Here is an 18,274-nt window from a genome sequence, read left to right on the forward strand (position 1 = left end):
CAAGTGATTCCGCGACGGGGGAGCAAGGGACCTTTGCTATCGCTTCCCGGGATCGGCGAGGTGACCGATGAGCCGTGCCAACTGCTCGCCGTAGGCATCCACGAACTCGGCCGACTGGGGATCCTGGCCCGAGACGGCCCGGACGACACGGGGGAACGCCAGCGAGGCACTGGCCGCGGCCATGAAGATCACCAGCAGGAACGCCGGATCGAGGTCGGCGGGGAAGTCTCCCGCGGCTTGGCGGGCCCGCACGTACTCCACCTGCCGATCGAGGAAGCCGCGCTGGCCCTCGACGCCGATCGCGTCGGGGGCGCCGTCGGTCAGGTTCTCCCAGAGGAACAGTTTGGCGAGATCGTGGTCCCGGATCCCCGACTGGACGAAGAACCGGATCGACTCCGAGAACGGCATGTCGTGCTCGGAGGCCGCTACGTAGTCGTCGTACATCGTCGCGGTCAGCGCGTTGTAGAGCCCTTCCTTGCCGCCGAAGTAGTACGAGATCAGCTGCTTGTTCACGCCCGCCCTCGCGGCGATCTCGCTGACTCGTGCCGCGGCGTAGCCCTTCGCGCCGAACTCGCTTTTCGCCGCCTCCAAGAGCTGTGTCTTGGTGCGCTCGGGGTCGCGCTGGCGTTCGACGGGGGCGCGACGAGGGCTGCGCGGGGCGGCTTCGGACATGGGGTCACCTTAGCCGCTGACTCTTTCAAACGTTTGGTTGACTTTATTATCCGTCTGGTTGATAGTGGTCGGCGGAGAGAGGAGATCCCATGACCACGAGGATCGCGATCATCGGCGGCGGTACGGGTGGGCTCTGCCTGGCGCACGGGCTGCGCAAGGCGGGGGCCGAGGTGTCCGTCCACGAGCGCAGCCGCACCAGGACCGAGCGGCTGCAGGGTTATCGCGTGCACATCAATCCGCAGGGTTCGGCCGCGCTGCACGAATGCCTGCCCTCCGAACTCTGGGAACGGTTCCTGGCGACGACCGGCACCACGGGCGGAGAGTTCAGCTTCGTGACCGAACGGTTGAAAGACCTGATGGTGATCGACAGCGAACTGACCTGGAGCCCGGATCCCGCGTCGAACCACCATTCGGTCAGCCGGATCAGCCTGCACCAGGTGCTGTCCGACGGGCTCGACGGAGTTCTGCACCACGGCAAGGAGTTCGTCGGCTACCGCGATGAAGGGGAGGTGGTCGTCTGCGAGTTCGCCGACGGGAGCACCGTCGAGGCCGATCTGGTCATCGGCGCGGACGGGGCCAATTCCCGGGTGCGCAAACAGTTCCTTCCCGAAGCCGAACGGGTGGACACCGGGATCGTCGCGATCGCGGGCAAGCATCCGCTGACAGCCGAGACCCGGGAACGCCTGCCCGTCAGGCTCACCGACGGCCCGAGCCTGGTGATGCCGCGCGCCGGGGCGGGACTGTTCAGCGCGCCGCACGAGCTGGACGGCGCCTCGTCGGTCAATGACGAGACCGCGAGTTACGACCCCGTCCTGTTCGACAACACGTCGAGCTACATCATGTGGGCTTTCGCCGCGGGCAACCGGCGCTACCCGGACGATGTGTCCTCATTGGACGGTGAAGCCCTGCGGGCTCTCGTGCTCGACCTGATCGACGGCTGGGATCCCGCGTTCAAGGAACTGGTCGCCGGCTCGCCCGCGGGTTCGGTGTCCCGGTTGCCGATCTTCACGTCGAAGCCCGTCGCGCCGTGGCCGACGAGCAACATCACCCTGCTCGGCGACGCGATCCACAGCATGACGCCGTTCCGCGGCATCGGCGCGAACACCGCGCTCCGGGACGCGCGCCTGTTGTGCCGCAACCTCGTCGCCGCGCGCGAGACCGGCGACGTGCGCACCGCGGTCGCCGACTACGAACGGCAGATGCGGGACTACGGCTTCGCGGCGGTGCGCGACTCGGAACGCAGCGCGCGTCAGTTCGTGTCGGAGAACCGGGTGGGCCGCGCGATGGCACGGGGGATGTTCCGTTTCTTCCAGGCCGTCCCTCCGTTGAAGCGCAAGGCCTTCAGTGATCAGGGCACCTCATAGCCTGCCGGGAGTGGAGATGCCCAGCAGGGACAAACCCAGCGCCAGCGTCTTCGCGGTGAGTTCGGCCAGCAGCAGGCGCGAATCGCGGAGGCCGGGTCCTTCCGCGCCCAGCACCGGGCACTGTTCGTAGAACCGCGAGAACACGACAGCGGTTTCGTAGAGGTACGTGCACAGCTTGTGGGGGAGATACCCGGTGGTCGCGGCGCCGATCGCCTCGGGAAAGCGGGCCAAGGCGAGCGCCAGCGCCCGCTCGGCGGGATGACCGAGCAGGATCCGCGCATCGGCGAGATCCTGATCCGCTTTCGCCAGCACGGAACGGATCCGCGCGTGGGCGTACTGCAGATAGACCGAGGTGTTCCCGTTCTTGGAGAGCATCCGCTCCCAGGAGAAGACGTAGTCACGCTCGCGATCGCCGGAAAGATCGGCGTACTTGATCGCGCCGATCCCGATCGCCGGGGCGACCTCTTCCCTGACCCCGGGGGAGAGGTCGCCCCGGCCTTCGAGCACTTCGGCGGCATGGGAAACCGCTTCGGCGAGCAGATCGGAAAGCCGGACCGACTCGCCGGCCCGGGTCTTCATGGCCCGGCCGTCTTCTCCCAGCACCGAGCCGAACCCGATGTGCTCGGCCCGGTGCTCCTCGCGGAGCCATCCGGCGGCCCGGCAGACGGCGAACACCATCGCGAAGTGCTGCGCCTGCGGTGTGCCGACCACGTAGAGCAGATCGGTGACCTCCCGCTGTTCCGTCCAGTACCGCAGGGTCGCGAGATCGGTGGCCGCGTAGCCGTAACCGCCGTCGCGCTTGCGCACGATGAGCGGCAGCGGATCGCCTTCCCGGTTGCGGAAGCCGTCAGGGAAGACGCAGACGGCGCCGTCACTGATCTCGGTCAGCCCGGCGGCGGTCAGGTCGTCCACGACCGCGGCGAGAAACGGGTTGTAGAAGCTTTCGCCGTAAACGTCCTCACTCGACAGGCCGATCCCGAGGAGTTCGTAGACCTGGGTGAAATGCCTTGTCGACTCGTCGACCAGATGCCGCCACAACGACAAGGTCTCTTCGTCGCCGCTTTGCAGGAGGACCACACGCTCCCGCGACCGGGGCGCGAAGTCTTCGCTTGCCTCGAACTTCGACCGGGCGGCTTGATAGAAGCCGTTGAGGTCCCCGATCGTGTAAGGACCCTCCGGGCGCTCGTCGAGCAGATGCTCGATCAGCATGCCGAACGGAGTACCCCAGTCGCCGAGATGGTTGTGCGGGATGACGTCGTGGCCCGCGAACCGCAGCAGCCGCGCGATGGCGTCACCGATGACCGTGGGCCGGAGATGTCCGGCGTGCATCTCCTTCGCCACGTTCGGGCTGCTGTAGTCGATGGCGATCCGCCGCGGTCGCGGCGTCGCCACGGCGCCCAGTCGCGGGTCACCGTTGAGCGCGGTCGTCCGGTCTTCCAGCCACGACGAGCGCAGCGTGAAGTTGAGGAAGCCCGGTCCTGCGATCTCCGGCGGCTCGGCGAGATCGGCGACATCCAGGTGCAGCGCGATGTCGGCGGCGATCTCCCTCGGCGGCTTGCCGAGCCGTTTGCCGAGGCTCATCGCGAGATCGCACTGGTAGTCGACACCGCTCCGCGCGGAGACCCGGACCAGTACGGCAGGCGGCTCGATGTCGGTGACGCGGCGAAGGGCCTCCACCACGCGTCGCGCCAATTCCTCGCTCACATCGCCGAACAACACGGTGTCCCTCCTTCACGCTCGTCGTAGGAGCGCGAGGGTAGCCACCAGCCGCGTCGTGGGCGACGGAGTTTTCAGCGCAGGTCGCTGCCCTTGGTCTCCGGCAGGGTCCGGATGACGAAGAACGCGATCGCCGCTCCGGCGGCCACGTACCAGAAGAACAGCGTCGACAAGCCGGCGTCGGACAGCGCGGTGAGAACCAGGGGAGCGGTACCGCCGAACAACGCGACGGTCAGGTTGTACCAGGCGCCGATGCCCAGACCGCGCAGCTCGGTGGGGAACAGCTCGCTCATGATCGCGGGCGCGATCGACGTCATCGCCGTGTACAGGCAGAGTCCGACGCAGAACACGACCAGCAGTCCCGGCAGGCCCGGCCTGACCAAAGTGGACAGTGGGACGATGAGGATCGCGGTCGCCGCCGCCCAGACGAGCAGCTGCGGTTTGCGGCCGAAGCGGTCCGACAGCGCGCCCATCGGATATTGGAGCGCGACGAACAACGCCGTCGCGATCGACAACGCGAGGAACACGTCGACGTCGTCGGCCTTGCGGGTCTTGACCGCGAACGAGGTCAGGGCGCTGAAGAACGTGTAATAGCAAAGGGTCGACAGCATCGAGAAGCCCACGAGTTGCACGACGGCGCGCGGGTGCTCGCGCAGCGTGGTGCGCAGCGGTCGCTCGACCCGGCGCGCGGTCGATTTCTTCTCTTCGAAGATCTCGGTTTCGACGAGGCTGCGCCGGAGCCACAAGCCGATGATGCCGAGAACCCCGCCGAGCAGGAACGGGATCCGCCAGCCGTACGCGGTCAGGTCCGCCTTGGACATCGTCCGCGCGAGCACGAAACCGAGGATCGAGGCGATCAGCACGGCGGAACCTGTCGAGATGTAGAAGAAGGCCGAGTACCGCCCGCGACGGGAAGGCGGCGCGATCTCACCCAAGTACGCCGAAGCGTTGGAGACCTCGCCGCCGAGTGACAGTCCCTGCGCCACCCTCGCCAGCAGCAACAGGATCGGAGCCAGCCAACCGACCTGGTCGAACGTCGGCAGGAGCCCGATGGCCACCGAACCGCCCGCCATCAGCACGATGGTCAGGATCATCGCCGGCTTCCGGCCCCTGACGTCGGCGAAGCGGCCGAGCAACATGCCGCCGAGCGGCCGGAAGAAGAACGCCAGCGCGTACGTGGCGAAGGTGTTGATCAACGCCAGGGCTTCGTTGCCCTTCGGGAAGAACTCGCTGGCGAAGTAGATGCTGAACGTCGCGTAGATGGTCCAGTCGAACCACTCGAGCGCGTTCCCGACGCTGGCGGCGAACAGTTTCTTCACCGGGAGCCGATGCCCCAGCCGCTCCGTCGTGGCGTCCGACATCGGTACCTCCGTACTCGCGCGTGGACGGAACCTTGCCAGAAAGTCCCCGTGCGGGAAAGAACCTGTCGAATGCCGGGATCAGTTCGTGGTCACCGGGGTGTGGTCGACCGCCCACGCCAAGGCCTTGTCCGCGACCTCCTCCCAGCCGTCCTGGCCGACGATGTAGTGCGTGCGGCCGGGGAACTCGACGTACTCGGTGACCGACGGCGACTTGCGGTACCGCTTGACGTTCTCCTTGTTCATCGAAGGCGGGACGATGTGGTCCGCGGTACCGGCGATCATCAGCAGCGGCGCCCGGTCGGGCTTCGCGAGATCGACCTTCGTCACGGCCTTGGGGTTGAGGTTCGCGAAGGCGCCCTGGAACAGCACGCGTGCCGCGGCCGGGATGTGGTAGCGGTCGTAGACCTTCCGCGACTCTTCTTCGGACAGGCTGTTGGTGAAGGCGTAGTGGAACTGCTTCGGCGTGAGCGGGACGGCCTTCTTGAGGTTGAACGGGTTGCCCAGCACCGGAAACGCCGCGCGCAGCGACGTCAGCGGCAGTCGCAGCACGCCCTTCACCGGCCCCGAGTCGATCGCGACCCCGGCTGCACCGACCCCGCGGTCGAGCAGCAACTGGACGAACACCCCGCCGAACGAGTGGCCGATGATGATCGGCGGTTTGTCCAGTGCCCGGATGATCGTTTCGTAGTGGTCGACGATCTCCTCGATGCCGAGGTTTTCCAGCGGGCCGGGGTCGCGCCGCAGTGCCTCCGCGCCGCCCTCGAGGCCGGGCCAGGTCGGGGCGATCACCTTGAAGCCGAGGTTTTCGTAGCGCTCGATCCAGTGTTCCCAGCTCAGCGGAGTCATCCAGAGTCCGTGCACCAGGACGATCGTGTCGGCGGCGGCGGGGTGGATCTTCGTGGTCATCTCGTTCTCCCAGTTCTAGATGAAACAGAACGTTCTGTCTTGTTCTGAGGTCAAAGCTAGGCCAGGGAGGGGGCGAGGGTCAAGCAAAACGAGACAGAGCGTTCTGTCGCGCTCGTCTCACTCGTCCGGCTTACGGCTCCTGGGTCACGAGGTGCTGGCGAGAGCGAACGGCAGGACGGCGCGGGCCCCGGCCTGGCGCAGCAGGCGTGCGGACAGGGTCACCGTCCATCCGGTGTCGATCAGGTCGTCGACCAGCAGGATCGGGCCTTCGGCCGCGGCGACCCTGGCGGCGAGTTCCTCGGGAAGGCTGAGCCGCTTCCACAGGTCGGCCAGCCGTTGTGCGCTGTTCGCCTGACGTGGAGGCGGCCCCGCGGAGGCGATGGCGCCCAGATATTCCAGCCGTCCGATCGAGGCCAGCTTCGTCGCCAGACTGTGGACCAGCCGCGGCCGCGTGGCGGACGGCACTTCCACCACCGCGACCGGGCGCTCCGTCCACTGCCAGCCCTTGAGTACCTCGATACAGGCATGGAAGACCGCATCGGGGAGTTCGGCGTCCGCCGCGGACGGGCCGACGAGTTCGCGCAGCCGGGTGCCCCAGCCGACGTCGGTCACCCGGCCGACGACCTGGCCGGTTTCGGCCTGCTCGCCGGCGGGCAGCCGTCCGGACAACGGGACGTCCAGGCCGGCCATCCCGGTCGGCCACATCTTCCGGGGCGCGACCTCGACCCCCGGGCGGCGCAGCCGTTGCCGGGTGGCGTCGACGACGTCATCCGAAATCGTGGTGTCCCAATGCTTTCCGGTGCAGTTGTCGCACCGCCCGCAAGGAGTCGCCTCCGGATCGTCCAGCTGCTTTCGCAGGTACTCCATCCGGCAGCCGGTGGTTTCGAGGTAGGCGAGCATGGCGTTCTGTTCGTTGGTCCGTGCCGCGCTCACCCGTGCGTAGCGTTCCTTGTCGTAGCGCCACTCTTCGCCGGTGCCCTCCCAGCCGCCCTTCACCCGGCGGACGGCGCCGTCGACGTCCAGCACCTTGAGGACCATCTCCAGCCGCGAACGGGAAAGCTCGACGAACGGTTCGAGCGCGGGTGTCGACAGTGGACGGTCCGCGTACGCCAGTGCGTTGAGCACCTGCGTCACCCGGAGTTCGTCCGGGAACGCCAGCGAGCCGAAGTACGCCCAGATGTCCTTGTCCTCGTGGCCGGGCAACAGGATCACCTCGGCGCGATCGACGCCACGTCCGGCACGGCCGACCTGCTGGTAGTAGGCGATCGGGGAGGAAGGGGCCCCGAGGTGGACGACGAATCCCAGGTCCGGCTTGTCGAATCCCATGCCCAGTGCCGAAGTGGCGACCAGTGCCTTGACGTTGTTGTTCAGCAGATCGTCTTCGGCCGCCTGCCGGTCCGCCGGATCGGTCTTGCCGGTGTACGCGGCGACGGGATAACCGCGCTCCGTCAACAGTCCCGCCACATCGTGCGCGGCCGCGACGGTGAGCGTGTAGATGATCCCGGAGCCCGGCAGTTCTTCCAGATGCTCGGCCAGCCAGGCGAGCCGCGCCTGCGAAGTCGGCAGCTTGGCCACCGACAGGTGGAGGCTTTCGCGGTCCAGGGTCCCGCGCAGGACGAGGGTGCCGCCTCCGTTGCCGATGCCGAGTTGCTCGGCGACGTCGGTCGCCACCCGGTCGTTCGCGGTCGCGGTGGTGGCGAGCACCGGGACACCCTCGGGCAGGTCCTTCAACAGTGTCCGCAGCCGCCGGTAGTCCGGCCGGAAGTCGTGGCCCCAGTCCGAGATGCAGTGCGCTTCGTCGACCACGAGCAGACCGGCGCTCGCGGTGAGCTTCGGCAGGACGGTGTCGCGGAAGTCGGGGTTGTTCAGCCGTTCCGGGCTGACCAGGAGGACGTCGACCTCGCCGGCCGCGATCGCGGCCTGGACCTGATCCCACTCCTGCGGGTTCGCGGAGTTCATCGTCACCGCGCGGATGCCCGCCCTCGCGGCCGCGGAGATCTGGTTGCGCATCAGCGCCAGCAACGGCGAGATGATCACGGTGGGGCCTTCGCCGCGTTCCCGCAGCAACGCCGTCGCCAGGAAGTACACCGCCGACTTCCCCCAGCCGGTGCGCTGGACGACGAGCGCGCGACGGCGGTGCGCGACCAGCGCCTCGATCGCCGTCCACTGGTCTTCGCGCAGCCGGGCGCCATCGCCCGCCAATGCCCGGAGGAGGGTCTCGGCGCGGTCCCGGAGAGTCGATGTGTCCACGTCCCCACCTCTACCCCATGCCACCGACGAAGTCGCGATCGGCATGTCGTGAACGGACCGTTCATCCATGGAACCGAGGGTAATGTGATCCAGATCACCCACTGTCGGTGGGTCCGGCGACCCGAGCGGGGAGCCTCGTGCGATGTATAGGCTCACGACCCATGTCACCACGCAGGATCGGGGTCATGGGCGGCACCTTCGACCCCGTGCACCACGGACACCTCGTCGCGGCCAGTGAGGTCCAGTCCCGGTTCGCGCTCGACGAGGTCATTTTCGTGCCCACCGGCCAGCCGTGGCAGAAGTCCGACAGGGTCGTCACCCGGGCCGAGGACCGCTACCTGATGACGGTGATCGCGACGGCGTCCAACCCCGTGTTCTCGGTCAGCCGCGTCGACATCGATCGCGTCGGGCAGACCTACACCGTCGACACGCTGCGCGATCTGCGCGCGGAATATCCGGACGACCAGCTGTTCTTCATCACCGGCGCGGACGCGCTCGAACAGATCCTCACCTGGCGCAACGCCGACGAGCTGTTCGATCTGGCGCATTTCATCGGGGTCACCAGGCCCGGCTACCGGCTCAATTCGCAGCATCTGCCGAGCGGCAAGGTGAGCCTGGTCGAGGTGACCGCGATGGCGATCTCGTCCACCGCCTGCCGCGAACGGGTCGAAGGCGGGGAACCCGTCTGGTACCTGGTCCCCGACGGTGTGGTGCGCTACATCGCCAAAAAGGACCTCTATCGCAAGGACCGCCGTGGCTGACCGGGTACTCTCGTCGGGCGCACCTGCGAGTAAAGCCATCTTTTGAGGAGAACTGTGACAGCCACGTCCGAGGCACGAGAGCTGGCCGTAGCGGCCGCCCATGCGGCGGCGGACAAGAAGGCGAGCGACGTGGTCGTGCTGGACGTGTCCGACCAGCTGGTCATCACCGACGCCTTCGTGATCGCGTCCGCGCCCAACGAGCGACTGGTCGGCGCGATCGTCGACAACGTCGAAGAGCAGCTGCGGCTCGGCGGGCACAAGCCGGTCCGCCGCGAAGGCGCCCGCGAAGGCCGCTGGGTCCTGCTGGACTACGTCGACGTCGTCATCCACGTCCAGCACCAGGAGGAGCGTTCCTTCTACGGTCTCGAGCGGCTTTGGAAGGACTGCCCTCGCATCGAGGTCGCCGGTCTCACCATGCCGGATCAGCAGGACCCGGCCGAGGAGGACCCCGCCGACGCGCAAGGCGCCTCGTGAGTCCGCGGCGCCTGGTGCTCTGGCGCCACGGCGAGACCGACTACAACGCGGCGGGCCGGATGCAAGGACATCTGGACTCCGCGCTGACGCCGGTCGGCTGGAACCAGGCCAGGTTCGCCGTACCCGCGCTCGCCCGGTTTTCACCCGACCTGGTGATCGCTTCGGATCTTCGCCGCGCGACCGACACGGCCACCGTGCTCACGGAGGCCATCGGCGTCCCTCTGCGGATCGACAAGCGCCTGCGGGAAACCCACCTGGGTGAATGGCAGGGCTTCACCGGCCAGCAGGTCGACGAGGCGTACCCCGGGGAACGCGCACGCTGGCGGGTCGACGCGACCTGGGCGCCGCCGGGCGGCGAGTCGCGGGTGGACGTCGCGGAACGTGCGCTGGAGGTCGTGGCCGATCTGGACCAGGCCAATTCCGACGCCGGCGACGCCGTCCTGCTGGCCACGCACGGCGGCCTGATCATCGCGCTGACCGCGAAGCTGCTCGGCCTGCCGGTCCCGTCCTGGCCGTCGCTGGGCGGGATCGCGAACTGCCACTGGGTCGAGCTGACCCGGCGTGACGGCAATTGGCGCTTGGCCGCCTACAACGCGGGAATCACCGGCTGATCCATGGCCCCGCGCCTCTTGGTGTTCGGCGATTCCCTCAGCTTCCACGGCCCGGACGGCCCGCTCGCCGCCGACGACGCGCGCCTGTGGCCCAATATCGCCGCCGAAGCGCTCGGTGGCGATGCGGACCTCGTCGCCGGGTTCGGCTGGAACGCCCGTGACGTCTGGTGGTCCCTGACCGGCGATCCGCGGGTCTGGGCCGACCTCCACCACGTCGACGCCGTGGTGCTGGCCATCGGAAGCATGGACACCCTGCCTTCGCCGTTGCCCACCTATCTGCGGACCGGGCTGCGCTATCTGCGCCCCGACCAGCTGCGGCGGGTGGTGCGCAAGACGTATCTGGCCGCCCAGCCCCGGCTCGCCGTCGCCTTCCGGGGACGTCCGGCGGTTCTTCCGGCGAAGCTGACCGTCCGCTATCTCGACGAGGCCGTCGGAGCCCTGCGGGTGTTGCGACCGGAGCTGCCGATCTTCGGCATGCTGCCGTCCGTGCACCGGTCCGATTCGTACGGCCGCGTCCACACCGCCCGTTCCGGTGCCGCCGCGGCCATGGCCGCTTGGGGGCGCCGCGCGGACGTCCCGCTTCTCGATCTCGCGGCCGTCGTCGGCGATCACGTGCTGAGCGGCCGGGGCAATCCGGACGGGATGCACTGGGGCTGGGAAGGGCACGCCGCCGTCGGCGCGGAAATGGCCCGCCTGATGGCCCCGGTGCTGCGCCCCGCGGCAACGTAGGCTGACTGCCGTGTCGGTCGCCGTAGTCACGGATTCCACCGCCCACCTGCCGGAAGGCTTCGCCGAACGGAACGGGATCCGGGTGGTCCCGTTGCACGTCCTCGTGGACGGCGTCGTGTTCCTCGACGGCGTCGAGATGGGCCCCGCGGCTCTGGCCGAAGCGCTCGGCAAACGCAGCATGGTGACGACGTCCCGGCCGACCCCCGCCGAATTCGTCAAGGAGTTCCGCGCGGCGCTGGCCGAAGGCGCGGACGCCGTCGTGTCGGTCCATCTGTCCCGTGAGTTGTCCGGGACCTGGGAAGCGGCGGTGCTCGCGGCCCAGGAGGTCGGGCCGGACAAGGTGCGCGTGGTCGATTCGCGCAGCACCGCGATGGGACTGGGGTTCGCCGCCCTGCGCGCGGCGAGCGCCGCCGCTGACGGGGCCGATCCGGCCGAGGTGGAGGCCGCCGCGGTCGACGCGGTGAGCCGTTCGGAGACCTTGTTCGCCGTCGAGACCCTCGAATACCTGCGCCGTGGCGGACGGATCGGCCCGGCGGCGGCCCTGCTCGGCACGGCGCTCGCGGTGAAACCGGTACTCCACATGTCCGAGGGCAAGATCCAGCCGCTGGAAAAGGTGCGGACGATGAACCGCGCGGTGGCGCGACTGGTCGAACTCGCCGTGAAAGCGGCAGACGGCGGACTCGCCGACATCGCCGTCCATCACCTGGCCTCGCCGGAACGCGCCGTCGAACTGGCCAACCGGCTGGAAGAGTCCATCGACTGCCCGGAGGGGTGCGTGGTGTCGGAGATCGGCGCCGTCATCGGGGCCCACACCGGTCCCGGCGTGCTCGGTGTCGTGATCCAGCGGGCGGGTTAGGAAACCCGCCACCATCCCACACGGCCCCGACGGAAACCGGTGATCTGGTCCCGCCCGGGGCCGGGTTGTCCACAACACCCCACTTGTCCACAGCCTCGCGATTCTCCACTGCCGCCCGCCACCCCCGCTCCGTAGCGTCGGTCACGTGTTCGACCAAACCGCCCGTCCACCGGGCTCCTCCGCCAACGCCAGGCTGGCGTGGCTGGCCGCGCAGCTGTCGTCGCCCGCCGCCCAGGGCCCGCCCTCGGGCAGGCTCGTCCGCCGCTGGGTGCCCGCCCGGTTCACGGCGGACGGGGTTCCGGTGAACCGGCGGTGGTTCGCCGTGGTGGCCGTGCTGATCGCGGTGGCCGTGATCGTGACCGGCGCGATCGCTTTGTTCGGACACCGGCCAGGGGCGGAGACCCCGCCGCCCCTGCCGTCGGCCAAGGCCGCCGGAGAAGCCCCCGCCGCGGCGGGCAAGGCGCCTCTGGTGATCAGCGTCGTCGGCCGGGTGCTCAAACCCGGCCTGGTCACGATCCCTCCGGGCGCACGGGTCGCCGATGCCCTCACGGCGGCCGGTGGGGCACCGCCCGGAACGGATCTGACCGGGCTGAACCTGGCCCGGCGGCTCACCGACGGCGAGCAGGTGGCCGTGGGTGTTCCTGTTCCGGCCGCGGCCGGAACAGGAACACCGACCGGGAAGCTCGACCTGAACACGGCCACGGCCGAGCAACTCGACTCCCTGCCCGGGGTCGGCGAGGTGATGGCCAAACGCATCGTCGACTGGCGGTCCGGGCACGGCGGGTTCACCACGGTCGAGCAACTCCGTGACGTAGAAGGGATCGGCGAAGCAAAATTCAAGAAGATCCGGGAGTTGGTGTCCGTCGGATGAACCCGTCCGCCGATCCGTCCGAAGTGGACACCACGTCGTGGCGAGGTCAGGATCTGCGGCTGATACCGGCCGCGGCGACGGCCTGGCTCGGCACTCTCTCCGGGTTGCTCGGCGGCTGGTGGATCACGATGCTCTGCGGTGCGGCCGCCGTGGTGCTCGCGATCGCAGCCGGTCTCCGTGCCCGCCGGACGGCGTCCCGGTGGGTGGCGGGCCTGGGCGTGCTAGCGGTCCTCGGGGTGCTCACCGCCGGTCCGGTGGCGCTGCGGATCCGGGCCGCCGAGCACGACGACCTCCGTGCCGCCGCCGCACGGGGGAGCGACGCCACCATGAGGGTGGTGGTCACCGAGCGGCCACGTCCGGTCCGCGGCGCCGGATACGCCGATCGCCGGGCAGGCACCCGCCTGGTGGTCATCGCCGCGACGGTGGACGCCGTGGTGGCGGCGGAGCGGGTGGTGGATTCGGCCGGCCGGATCCTGCTGCTCGCTCCCGCCGCGGGGTGGACGGACCTGTTGCCCGGGCAGCAGGTCACCGCCTCCGGACGGCTCGCACCGGCAGAGGGGGCCGAACTGACGGTCGCGGTCCTCTCGGTGCGAGGTCCGCCGTCGGCACTCGGACCGGCGCCTTGGTGGCAGCGAGCCGCGGAATCGCTGCGCACCGGGCTCCGGGACCTGTGCGCCGTCCTCCCCGAGGAGCAGGCCGGTCTGGTGCCCGGACTGGTCGTGGGGGACACGAGCACACTGTCCCCCAGAGTCGAGCGCGAGTTCACGGACTCCGGCATGTCCCACCTGATGGCCGTGAGCGGTGGGAACGTGGCGATCGTCTGCGGCTCGATCCTTCTCCTCCTGCGAGTGCTCCGGGTCGGGCCGCGGACGTCCGCCGCCGCGGCCGCCGCGGGGCTCGCCGGGTTCGTGGTCCTCGCAGGGCCCGCGCCCAGCGTGCTCCGCGCCGGGGTGATGGGGGCGGTCGGGTTGCTGGCGCTCGCACTGGGGCGCCGGGGTTCGGCGCTACCCGCGCTGGCGTTCGCGGTGGCGGGGCTCGTCGTGGCCGATCCCGCGATGGCCGCGGACTTCGGGTTCGCGCTTTCGGTGCTGGCCACGGCCGGGCTGGTACTGCTGGCCCCGAGGTGGGCCGAGTGGCTGGTCGGACGCGGAGTGCCGGCCGGCTACGCCGAGGGGCTGGCCATCCCGCTGGCCGCGTTCGTGATGACGGCGCCGGTCATCGCGGGCATGGCGGGATCGGTCAGTCTCGTCTCGGTGGTGACCAACGTGCTCGCCGCGCCCGTGGTCGCCCCGGCCACCGTGTTCGGCGTGCTCGCGACCGTCGTCGGACCGTGGTGGCCGTCGGCGGGCAGGCTGCTCGTCCGCCTGACCGAACCCGAGGCGAGCTGGCTCATCACCGTGGCCCGCCATGGCGCCCGCGCGCCGGGAGCGGTCGTGGACTGGCCGGATGGCTGGTGGGGCGGACTGCTGGTGGCCGGCCTGCTCGTCGTGCTGCTCCTCGCCATCCGGCTGCGTCACGGCAGGATCCTGCTGGCGCTCGCTTTGGCCGGTGGGCTCCTCGTCTTCGTTCCGGTGCGGGTGCTGGCCCCGGCGTGGCCACCGGCGTCGTGGAGCGCCGTCGCCTGCGACGTCGGACAGGGTGACGCAGTCGTCCTCGCCACGGCCGAGCCCGGGAGGGCGATCCTGGTCGACACCGGGCCGGAACCAGGTCCGGTGGACGAATGCCTCAGCAGGTTGGGGGTGGACCGCGTTCCGCTGATCGTGCTGAGCCATCTGCATGCCGACCACATCGGAGGCCTCGAATCCGTCTTCGAGGGCCGGTCGGTCGGGGCGGTCGCAGTCGGTCCGGGCCGGGCTCCCGCCTGGGCCTGGCGGCAGGTCGCCGACGAGACCGCGCGCCGCGGGATTCCCTTGCTGGAACTGGGGATCGGGCAACGGCTGGACTGGCCGGGACTGACACTGGACGTACTGGGGCCGCGGTACGTCACCCGGCGCTCGGTCCTCGAACAGGACGGCACGGTGATCAACAACGGTTCGGTGGTCCTGCGTGCCGGGACTCCGGCGGGCCGGTTGCTGCTGACCGGCGACGTCGAACTCGCCGCCCAGGCCGACCTGATGGCCGAAGGCGCCGACCTGCGTGCCGAGATCCTGAAGGTCCCGCATCACGGAAGTCGTTACACGGCACCGGATTTCCTCAACGCCGTCGCGCCGAGGGCCGCGCTGGTGAGTGTCGGCGCCGGAAACACCTACGGTCACCCGAACAAGTCCACTTTGGACAATCTGGCTGCGGTCGGCGCTGCGATCGCCAGGACGGACACGGACGGCGACACGGCGGTCGTCTCCGACGCGCGAGGCCTTGCCCTGACGCGCCGGGGTGAGCCCCGCGGCCCGCCTCGTTCTTGAGGCGGGCCGCCGGAACTCAGATGCCGAGAGCCTCGCGGACCGCGTCGGCCGAGGCGCTGACGGTGGCCTTCGGGCCGATCTTGTCCTCGACGGCGTCGAGGGTCTTGAGGCCGTCACCGGTGATCAGGAGCACGATCTCCTCGTCCGGGTTGAGCTTGCCGGTCTCGATGAGCTTCTTCGCCGTCGCCACGGTGACGCCGCCGGCGGTCTCGGTGAAGACGCCTTCGGTGCGGGCGAGCAGCCGGATGCCCTCGACGACCTCTTCGTCGGTGACGTCTTCGATCGCACCGCCGGTGCGGTTGACCACGTCGAGGACGTAGGGGCCGTCGGCCGGGTTGCCGATCGCCAGCGAACGGGCGATCGTGTCCGGCTTGACCGGCTGGACGACGTCGTGGCCGGCGCGGAACGCCGCCGAGACGGGCGAGCAGCCGGTGGCCTGCGCGCCGAACACCTTGTACGGCGTCTCGTCGACGAGGCCGAGCTGCCCGAACTCACGGAAACCCTTGTCCACCTTGGTGAGCTGGGAACCGGAGGCGATCGGCACCACGATCTGCGAGGGAAGCCGCCAGCCGAGCTGCTCGGCGACCTCGAAGGCCAGCGTCTTCGAGCCTTCGGAGTAGTAGGGCCGGACGTTCACGTTGACGAACGCCCAGCTCTCCTGCTCGGCGGCGAGCTGGGTGGCGAGCCGGTTCACGTCGTCGTAGTTGCCGTCGACCGCGATCAGGTCGCCGTCGTACACGGCGGTGGTGAGGATCTTGGCGCGCTCGAGGGTCTTCGGGATCAGCACGACCGACCGCCAGCCGGCGCGGGCCGCCGCGGCGGCGACCGCGTTGGCCAGGTTGCCGGTCGACGGACAGGCGAGCACGTCGAACCCGAACTCGCGCGCGGCGGCCAGCGCGACGGCGACCACGCGGTCCTTGAACGAGTGGGTCGGGTTGCCGGTGTCGTCCTTGACCCAGACCTTCTTGACGCCCAACGCCTTCGCGAGCCTGTCGGCCTGGATGAGCCTGGTGGCGCCGGGTTCGGTGTTGGGGATTTCCTCGACGTTCGAGGGAACAGGAAGGAGCTTCTTGTAGCGCCAGATGTTTTTCGGCCCGGCTTCGATGTCCTCGCGGCGCACGCGGCCGAAGTCGTAGGCGACCTCGAGCGGCGAGAAGTCCTCGGCGGAAACGAATTCGGGGGCGAGTGGCTGCCGGTGTCCCTCTTCCTTCGACACCAGTTCGACGGCCGGTCCGAGATCCGGGGTCTTGGTGGTGGAGGTCGTGCCGAGGGTTGCGGTCATCGCGAGGTTCCTTCCTCATCTGCCCCGCCATGGCGGGCCGGAATTGGCACCGTGTTCGTCAGCTATCCCGCGATCGCGGAATGACAGGCTGACGCCGGTTGCCGGGGCTTCATCGGGCCGTTCCCTCTGCCCCTCTGGATGAGCGGTATTCGATTGTCGGCACGCGTTAGAGCGCGTCGCCTCGCCAACACCGTACGACATGAGGCTCGGGTGGGGCCACCGTGCCCGGAACACGTCACCGGACAAAGCACCCGAGAGGACGAGTGGGAGGATCGTCACCGTGACGACGCAAGCTTCCGCCCCATCGCCGCTGGTCCTGGTTCTCGGTGAGGAAGAGCTGCTGATCGAACGCGCGGTCCGCAGCGCTTCGGACGCGGCCAAAGCGGCCGATCCGACGGCGGACCTGTCTCGGATCCGGGTGTCGGACCTCACAGTCCCCGCGCTCGCGGAGATGGTCAGCCCTTCGTTGTTCGCCGAGGGCAGGGTGATCGTCCTCGAATCCGCGCACGACATCTCGCAGGAGCTCGCCGACGGGGTGATGGCCTACGTCAAGGCGCCCGCCGAGGGCATCGTGCTCGTCGTCGTGCACAGCGGAGGCGGCCGGAGCAAGGCCGCGAAGGCGCTTCCCACGGCGTTGAAGAAGGCCGGGGCGGAGGTCGTCGAGTGCCCGAAACTGACCAAGGCCGCTGAGCGGGAATCCTTTGTCCGCAACGAAGTCCGCCGGGTCGGCGGGAAGATCGACGGTGCGGCCGTGCTCGCGCTGATCGATGCCGTCGGCTCGGATCTGCGCGAGTTGTCGTCGGCCGCGACCCAGCTCGTCGCGGACGCCGGGGGAGCGGTCGACGAGCAGGCGGTCCGCCGCTACCACCGGGGCCGCGCGGACGTGAACGGGTTCGCGGTCGCCGAGAAGGCCGTCGCCGGTGACATGGCGGCGGCGCTGGAGTCACTGCGCTGGGCGATGCAGCTGGGCGTTCCGCACGTGCTGGTCGCGGACGCCCTCGCCGACGCCGTCCGGACGATCGCGCGGGTGTCCGGCGCGGGTCGCGGGAACCCGAACCAGATGGCGGGCGAACTGGGGATGCCGCCGTGGAAGGTGCGCAAGGCGCAGGGGCAGGCCCGCGGCTGGGGGCAGGACGGTCTCGCCACCGCCATGCGGATCGTCGCCAGGCTCAACGCCGAGGTCAAGGGTGCCGCGGCCGACCCGGAGTACGCGTTGGAACGCGCCGTCCTGGAAGTCGTCGCCGCACACGGCACCCCCAGCCGCTAACACACCCGCCGGACCAACCCCGAAGGTCAACGCGCCCGACAACCGGACCGGCGGACTGTCTCGCCGAAAGCGCGCCAGCGCGACGGCGAGACTTCACCAGTCGCGCGCCCTCCCTTGGGCCGAAGGCCCACGTAAACGCGATGAAGGGGCGCCTCCCCGCGCCACGTGAGTGACAAGCGGATCGACGCCCCTTCGGCGCGTTTACGTCAGCGCGCGATTAAAGAGAGTTAGCGCGCTTCGCCAGCGCGGACTTCTTGTTGGCGGCCTGGTTGGCGTGGAGAACGCCCTTGGTCACGGCCTTGTCCAGCTTCTTGGCCGCGTCCTTCTGCAGCTCCAGGGCCTTGGCCTTGTCGCCGGAGTCGGCGGCCTCGCGGAACTTGCGGATCGCGGTCTTCACCGAGGACCGGATCGCCTGGTTGCGCTGACGCGCCTTCTCGTTGGTGGTGATGCGCTTGATCTGCGACTTGATGTTGGCCACGGGGGCGCTCCTCTTGAATCTCTCGGTGGTTTCACCGCCGCGCTGTGACCGGCCCTGCGCGCTCGTGAAAGCGGCGCGGGTTTCCTCCATGACGGAATGCCACACAGCGGTGAAGGGCGAGCTTAACAGCCGTCCCGGAGCGGATCTCGGCCGCCTCCGGCGAGGCTCTTGCGGTACGGTCGAGAGCGTAGTGCCTAGGGTTCCGCCGCCTGCCCGTTCAGCGAAACACACAATCAGGGCAAGCGGGACAGGTCCGAGCGGCACCATCGGCGGA

General features: G+C 69.3%; 16 protein-coding genes and 1 riboswitch. Of the genes, 9 read left to right on the forward strand and 7 right to left on the reverse strand.

The annotated features are described in order from the left end of the window. Positions 1–36: 36 nt before the first annotated feature. Positions 37–672: a TetR/AcrR family transcriptional regulator gene (locus ACLJPX_RS32040; RefSeq protein WP_410604194.1), complete on the reverse strand. Its 636-nt coding sequence runs from the start codon at positions 670–672 to the stop codon at positions 37–39. Between the two features lie 89 nt (positions 673–761). On the opposite strand from ACLJPX_RS32040, the gene ACLJPX_RS32045 reads away from it, so the two are divergent. Then, positions 762–2,036: an FAD-dependent oxidoreductase gene (locus tag ACLJPX_RS32045; protein WP_410604195.1), complete on the forward strand. Its 1,275-nt coding sequence runs from the start codon at positions 762–764 to the stop codon at positions 2,034–2,036. On the opposite strand, the gene argS is transcribed toward ACLJPX_RS32045, so the two are convergent. From argS to ACLJPX_RS32065, 4 genes are all read right to left on the reverse strand, one after another. Beyond that, positions 2,031–3,755 (reverse strand): arginine--tRNA ligase, encoded by a 1,725-nt coding sequence (gene argS / locus ACLJPX_RS32050; RefSeq protein ID WP_410604196.1) that lies wholly within the window; start codon positions 3,753–3,755, stop codon positions 2,031–2,033. The two genes, ACLJPX_RS32045 and argS, sit on opposite strands and share 6 nt — an antisense overlap. 71 nt (positions 3,756–3,826) lie before the next feature. Next, positions 3,827–5,113, reverse strand: coding sequence for an MFS transporter (locus ACLJPX_RS32055; protein ID WP_410604197.1), 1,287 nt, complete (start codon positions 5,111–5,113; stop codon positions 3,827–3,829). A 78-nt stretch (positions 5,114–5,191) separates the two neighbouring features. Further along, positions 5,192–6,019 carry an alpha/beta hydrolase gene (locus tag ACLJPX_RS32060; RefSeq protein ID WP_410604198.1) on the reverse strand — a complete coding sequence of 276 codons (828 nt, stop codon included), beginning with the start codon at positions 6,017–6,019 and terminating at the stop codon, positions 5,192–5,194. Between the two features lie 144 nt (positions 6,020–6,163). After that, a complete protein-coding gene (locus ACLJPX_RS32065; RefSeq protein WP_410604199.1) occupies positions 6,164–8,269 on the reverse strand; it encodes a RecQ family ATP-dependent DNA helicase in 2,106 nt (701 codons plus the stop codon). 161 nt (positions 8,270–8,430) lie between these two features. On the opposite strand from ACLJPX_RS32065, the gene nadD reads away from it, so the two are divergent. The 7 genes from nadD (at position 8,431) to ACLJPX_RS32100 (ending at position 14,973) form a co-directional block, all read left to right on the forward strand. Continuing rightward, positions 8,431–9,030 carry a nicotinate-nucleotide adenylyltransferase gene (gene nadD, locus ACLJPX_RS32070; RefSeq protein ID WP_076166208.1) on the forward strand — a complete coding sequence of 200 codons (600 nt, stop codon included), beginning with the start codon at positions 8,431–8,433 and terminating at the stop codon, positions 9,028–9,030. A gap of 54 nt (positions 9,031–9,084) precedes the next feature. Beyond that, the gene (gene rsfS, locus ACLJPX_RS32075) at positions 9,085–9,504 is read left to right on the forward strand and encodes a ribosome silencing factor (RefSeq protein WP_410604200.1); all 420 of its coding nucleotides are present in this window, start codon (positions 9,085–9,087) and stop codon (positions 9,502–9,504) included. Continuing rightward, on the forward strand, positions 9,501–10,115 hold the full coding sequence (locus ACLJPX_RS32080) for a histidine phosphatase family protein (protein WP_101606015.1): 615 nt from the start codon (positions 9,501–9,503) through the stop codon (positions 10,113–10,115). The genes rsfS and ACLJPX_RS32080 overlap by 4 nt, the downstream gene beginning before the upstream one ends. Before the next feature lie 3 nt (positions 10,116–10,118). Continuing rightward, complete coding sequence (gene octT, locus ACLJPX_RS32085) at positions 10,119–10,844, forward strand: diglucosylglycerate octanoyltransferase (protein ID WP_410604201.1); 726 nt, start codon at positions 10,119–10,121, stop codon at positions 10,842–10,844. 10 nt (positions 10,845–10,854) lie between these two features. Further along, positions 10,855–11,700: a DegV family protein gene (locus ACLJPX_RS32090; protein ID WP_101606017.1), complete on the forward strand. Its 846-nt coding sequence runs from the start codon at positions 10,855–10,857 to the stop codon at positions 11,698–11,700. Positions 11,701–11,845: 145 nt separating this feature from the next. Next, complete coding sequence (locus ACLJPX_RS32095) at positions 11,846–12,571, forward strand: helix-hairpin-helix domain-containing protein (RefSeq protein WP_410604202.1); 726 nt, start codon at positions 11,846–11,848, stop codon at positions 12,569–12,571. After that, positions 12,568–14,973: a ComEC/Rec2 family competence protein gene (locus tag ACLJPX_RS32100; protein WP_410604203.1), complete on the forward strand. Its 2,406-nt coding sequence runs from the start codon at positions 12,568–12,570 to the stop codon at positions 14,971–14,973. The genes ACLJPX_RS32095 and ACLJPX_RS32100 overlap by 4 nt, the downstream gene beginning before the upstream one ends. A gap of 16 nt (positions 14,974–14,989) precedes the next feature. Here the strand turns inward: ACLJPX_RS32100 and thrC are convergent, their stop codons facing one another. Beyond that, positions 14,990–16,255, reverse strand: coding sequence for a threonine synthase (gene thrC, locus ACLJPX_RS32105; protein ID WP_276368351.1), 1,266 nt, complete (start codon positions 16,253–16,255; stop codon positions 14,990–14,992). Between the two features lie 12 nt (positions 16,256–16,267). After that, positions 16,268–16,400: riboswitch (SAM riboswitch) on the reverse strand. Between the two features lie 135 nt (positions 16,401–16,535). On the opposite strand from thrC, the gene holA reads away from it, so the two are divergent. Next, on the forward strand, positions 16,536–17,522 hold the full coding sequence (holA, locus tag ACLJPX_RS32110; protein WP_410604204.1) for a DNA polymerase III subunit delta: 987 nt from the start codon (positions 16,536–16,538) through the stop codon (positions 17,520–17,522). Positions 17,523–17,739: 217 nt separating this feature from the next. Here the strand turns inward: holA and rpsT are convergent, their stop codons facing one another. Next, positions 17,740–18,000, reverse strand: coding sequence for a 30S ribosomal protein S20 (gene rpsT, locus ACLJPX_RS32115; protein ID WP_037310642.1), 261 nt, complete (start codon positions 17,998–18,000; stop codon positions 17,740–17,742). Positions 18,001–18,274: the final 274 nt, after the last annotated feature.

This window comes from Amycolatopsis sp. lyj-90 (genome assembly GCF_046549035.1).
GTDB lineage: Bacteria > Actinomycetota > Actinomycetes > Mycobacteriales > Pseudonocardiaceae > Amycolatopsis.

Excerpts from the sequence above, each read along its gene's own strand:
- ACLJPX_RS32055 (WP_410604197.1), bottom strand. The coding sequence starts at position 5,113 with ATGTCGGACGCCACGACGGAGCGGCTGGGGCATCGGCTCCCGGTGAAG.
- nadD (WP_076166208.1), top strand. The coding sequence starts at position 8,431 with ATGTCACCACGCAGGATCGGGGTCATGGGCGGCACCTTCGACCCCGTG.
- ACLJPX_RS32045 (WP_410604195.1), top strand. The coding sequence starts at position 762 with ATGACCACGAGGATCGCGATCATCGGCGGCGGTACGGGTGGGCTCTGC.
- ACLJPX_RS32040 (WP_410604194.1), bottom strand. The coding sequence starts at position 672 with ATGTCCGAAGCCGCCCCGCGCAGCCCTCGTCGCGCCCCCGTCGAACGC.
- ACLJPX_RS32100 (WP_410604203.1), top strand. The coding sequence starts at position 12,568 with ATGAACCCGTCCGCCGATCCGTCCGAAGTGGACACCACGTCGTGGCGA.
- octT (WP_410604201.1), top strand. The coding sequence starts at position 10,119 with ATGGCCCCGCGCCTCTTGGTGTTCGGCGATTCCCTCAGCTTCCACGGC.
- thrC (WP_276368351.1), bottom strand. The coding sequence starts at position 16,255 with ATGACCGCAACCCTCGGCACGACCTCCACCACCAAGACCCCGGATCTC.
- ACLJPX_RS32060 (WP_410604198.1), bottom strand. The coding sequence starts at position 6,019 with ATGACCACGAAGATCCACCCCGCCGCCGCCGACACGATCGTCCTGGTG.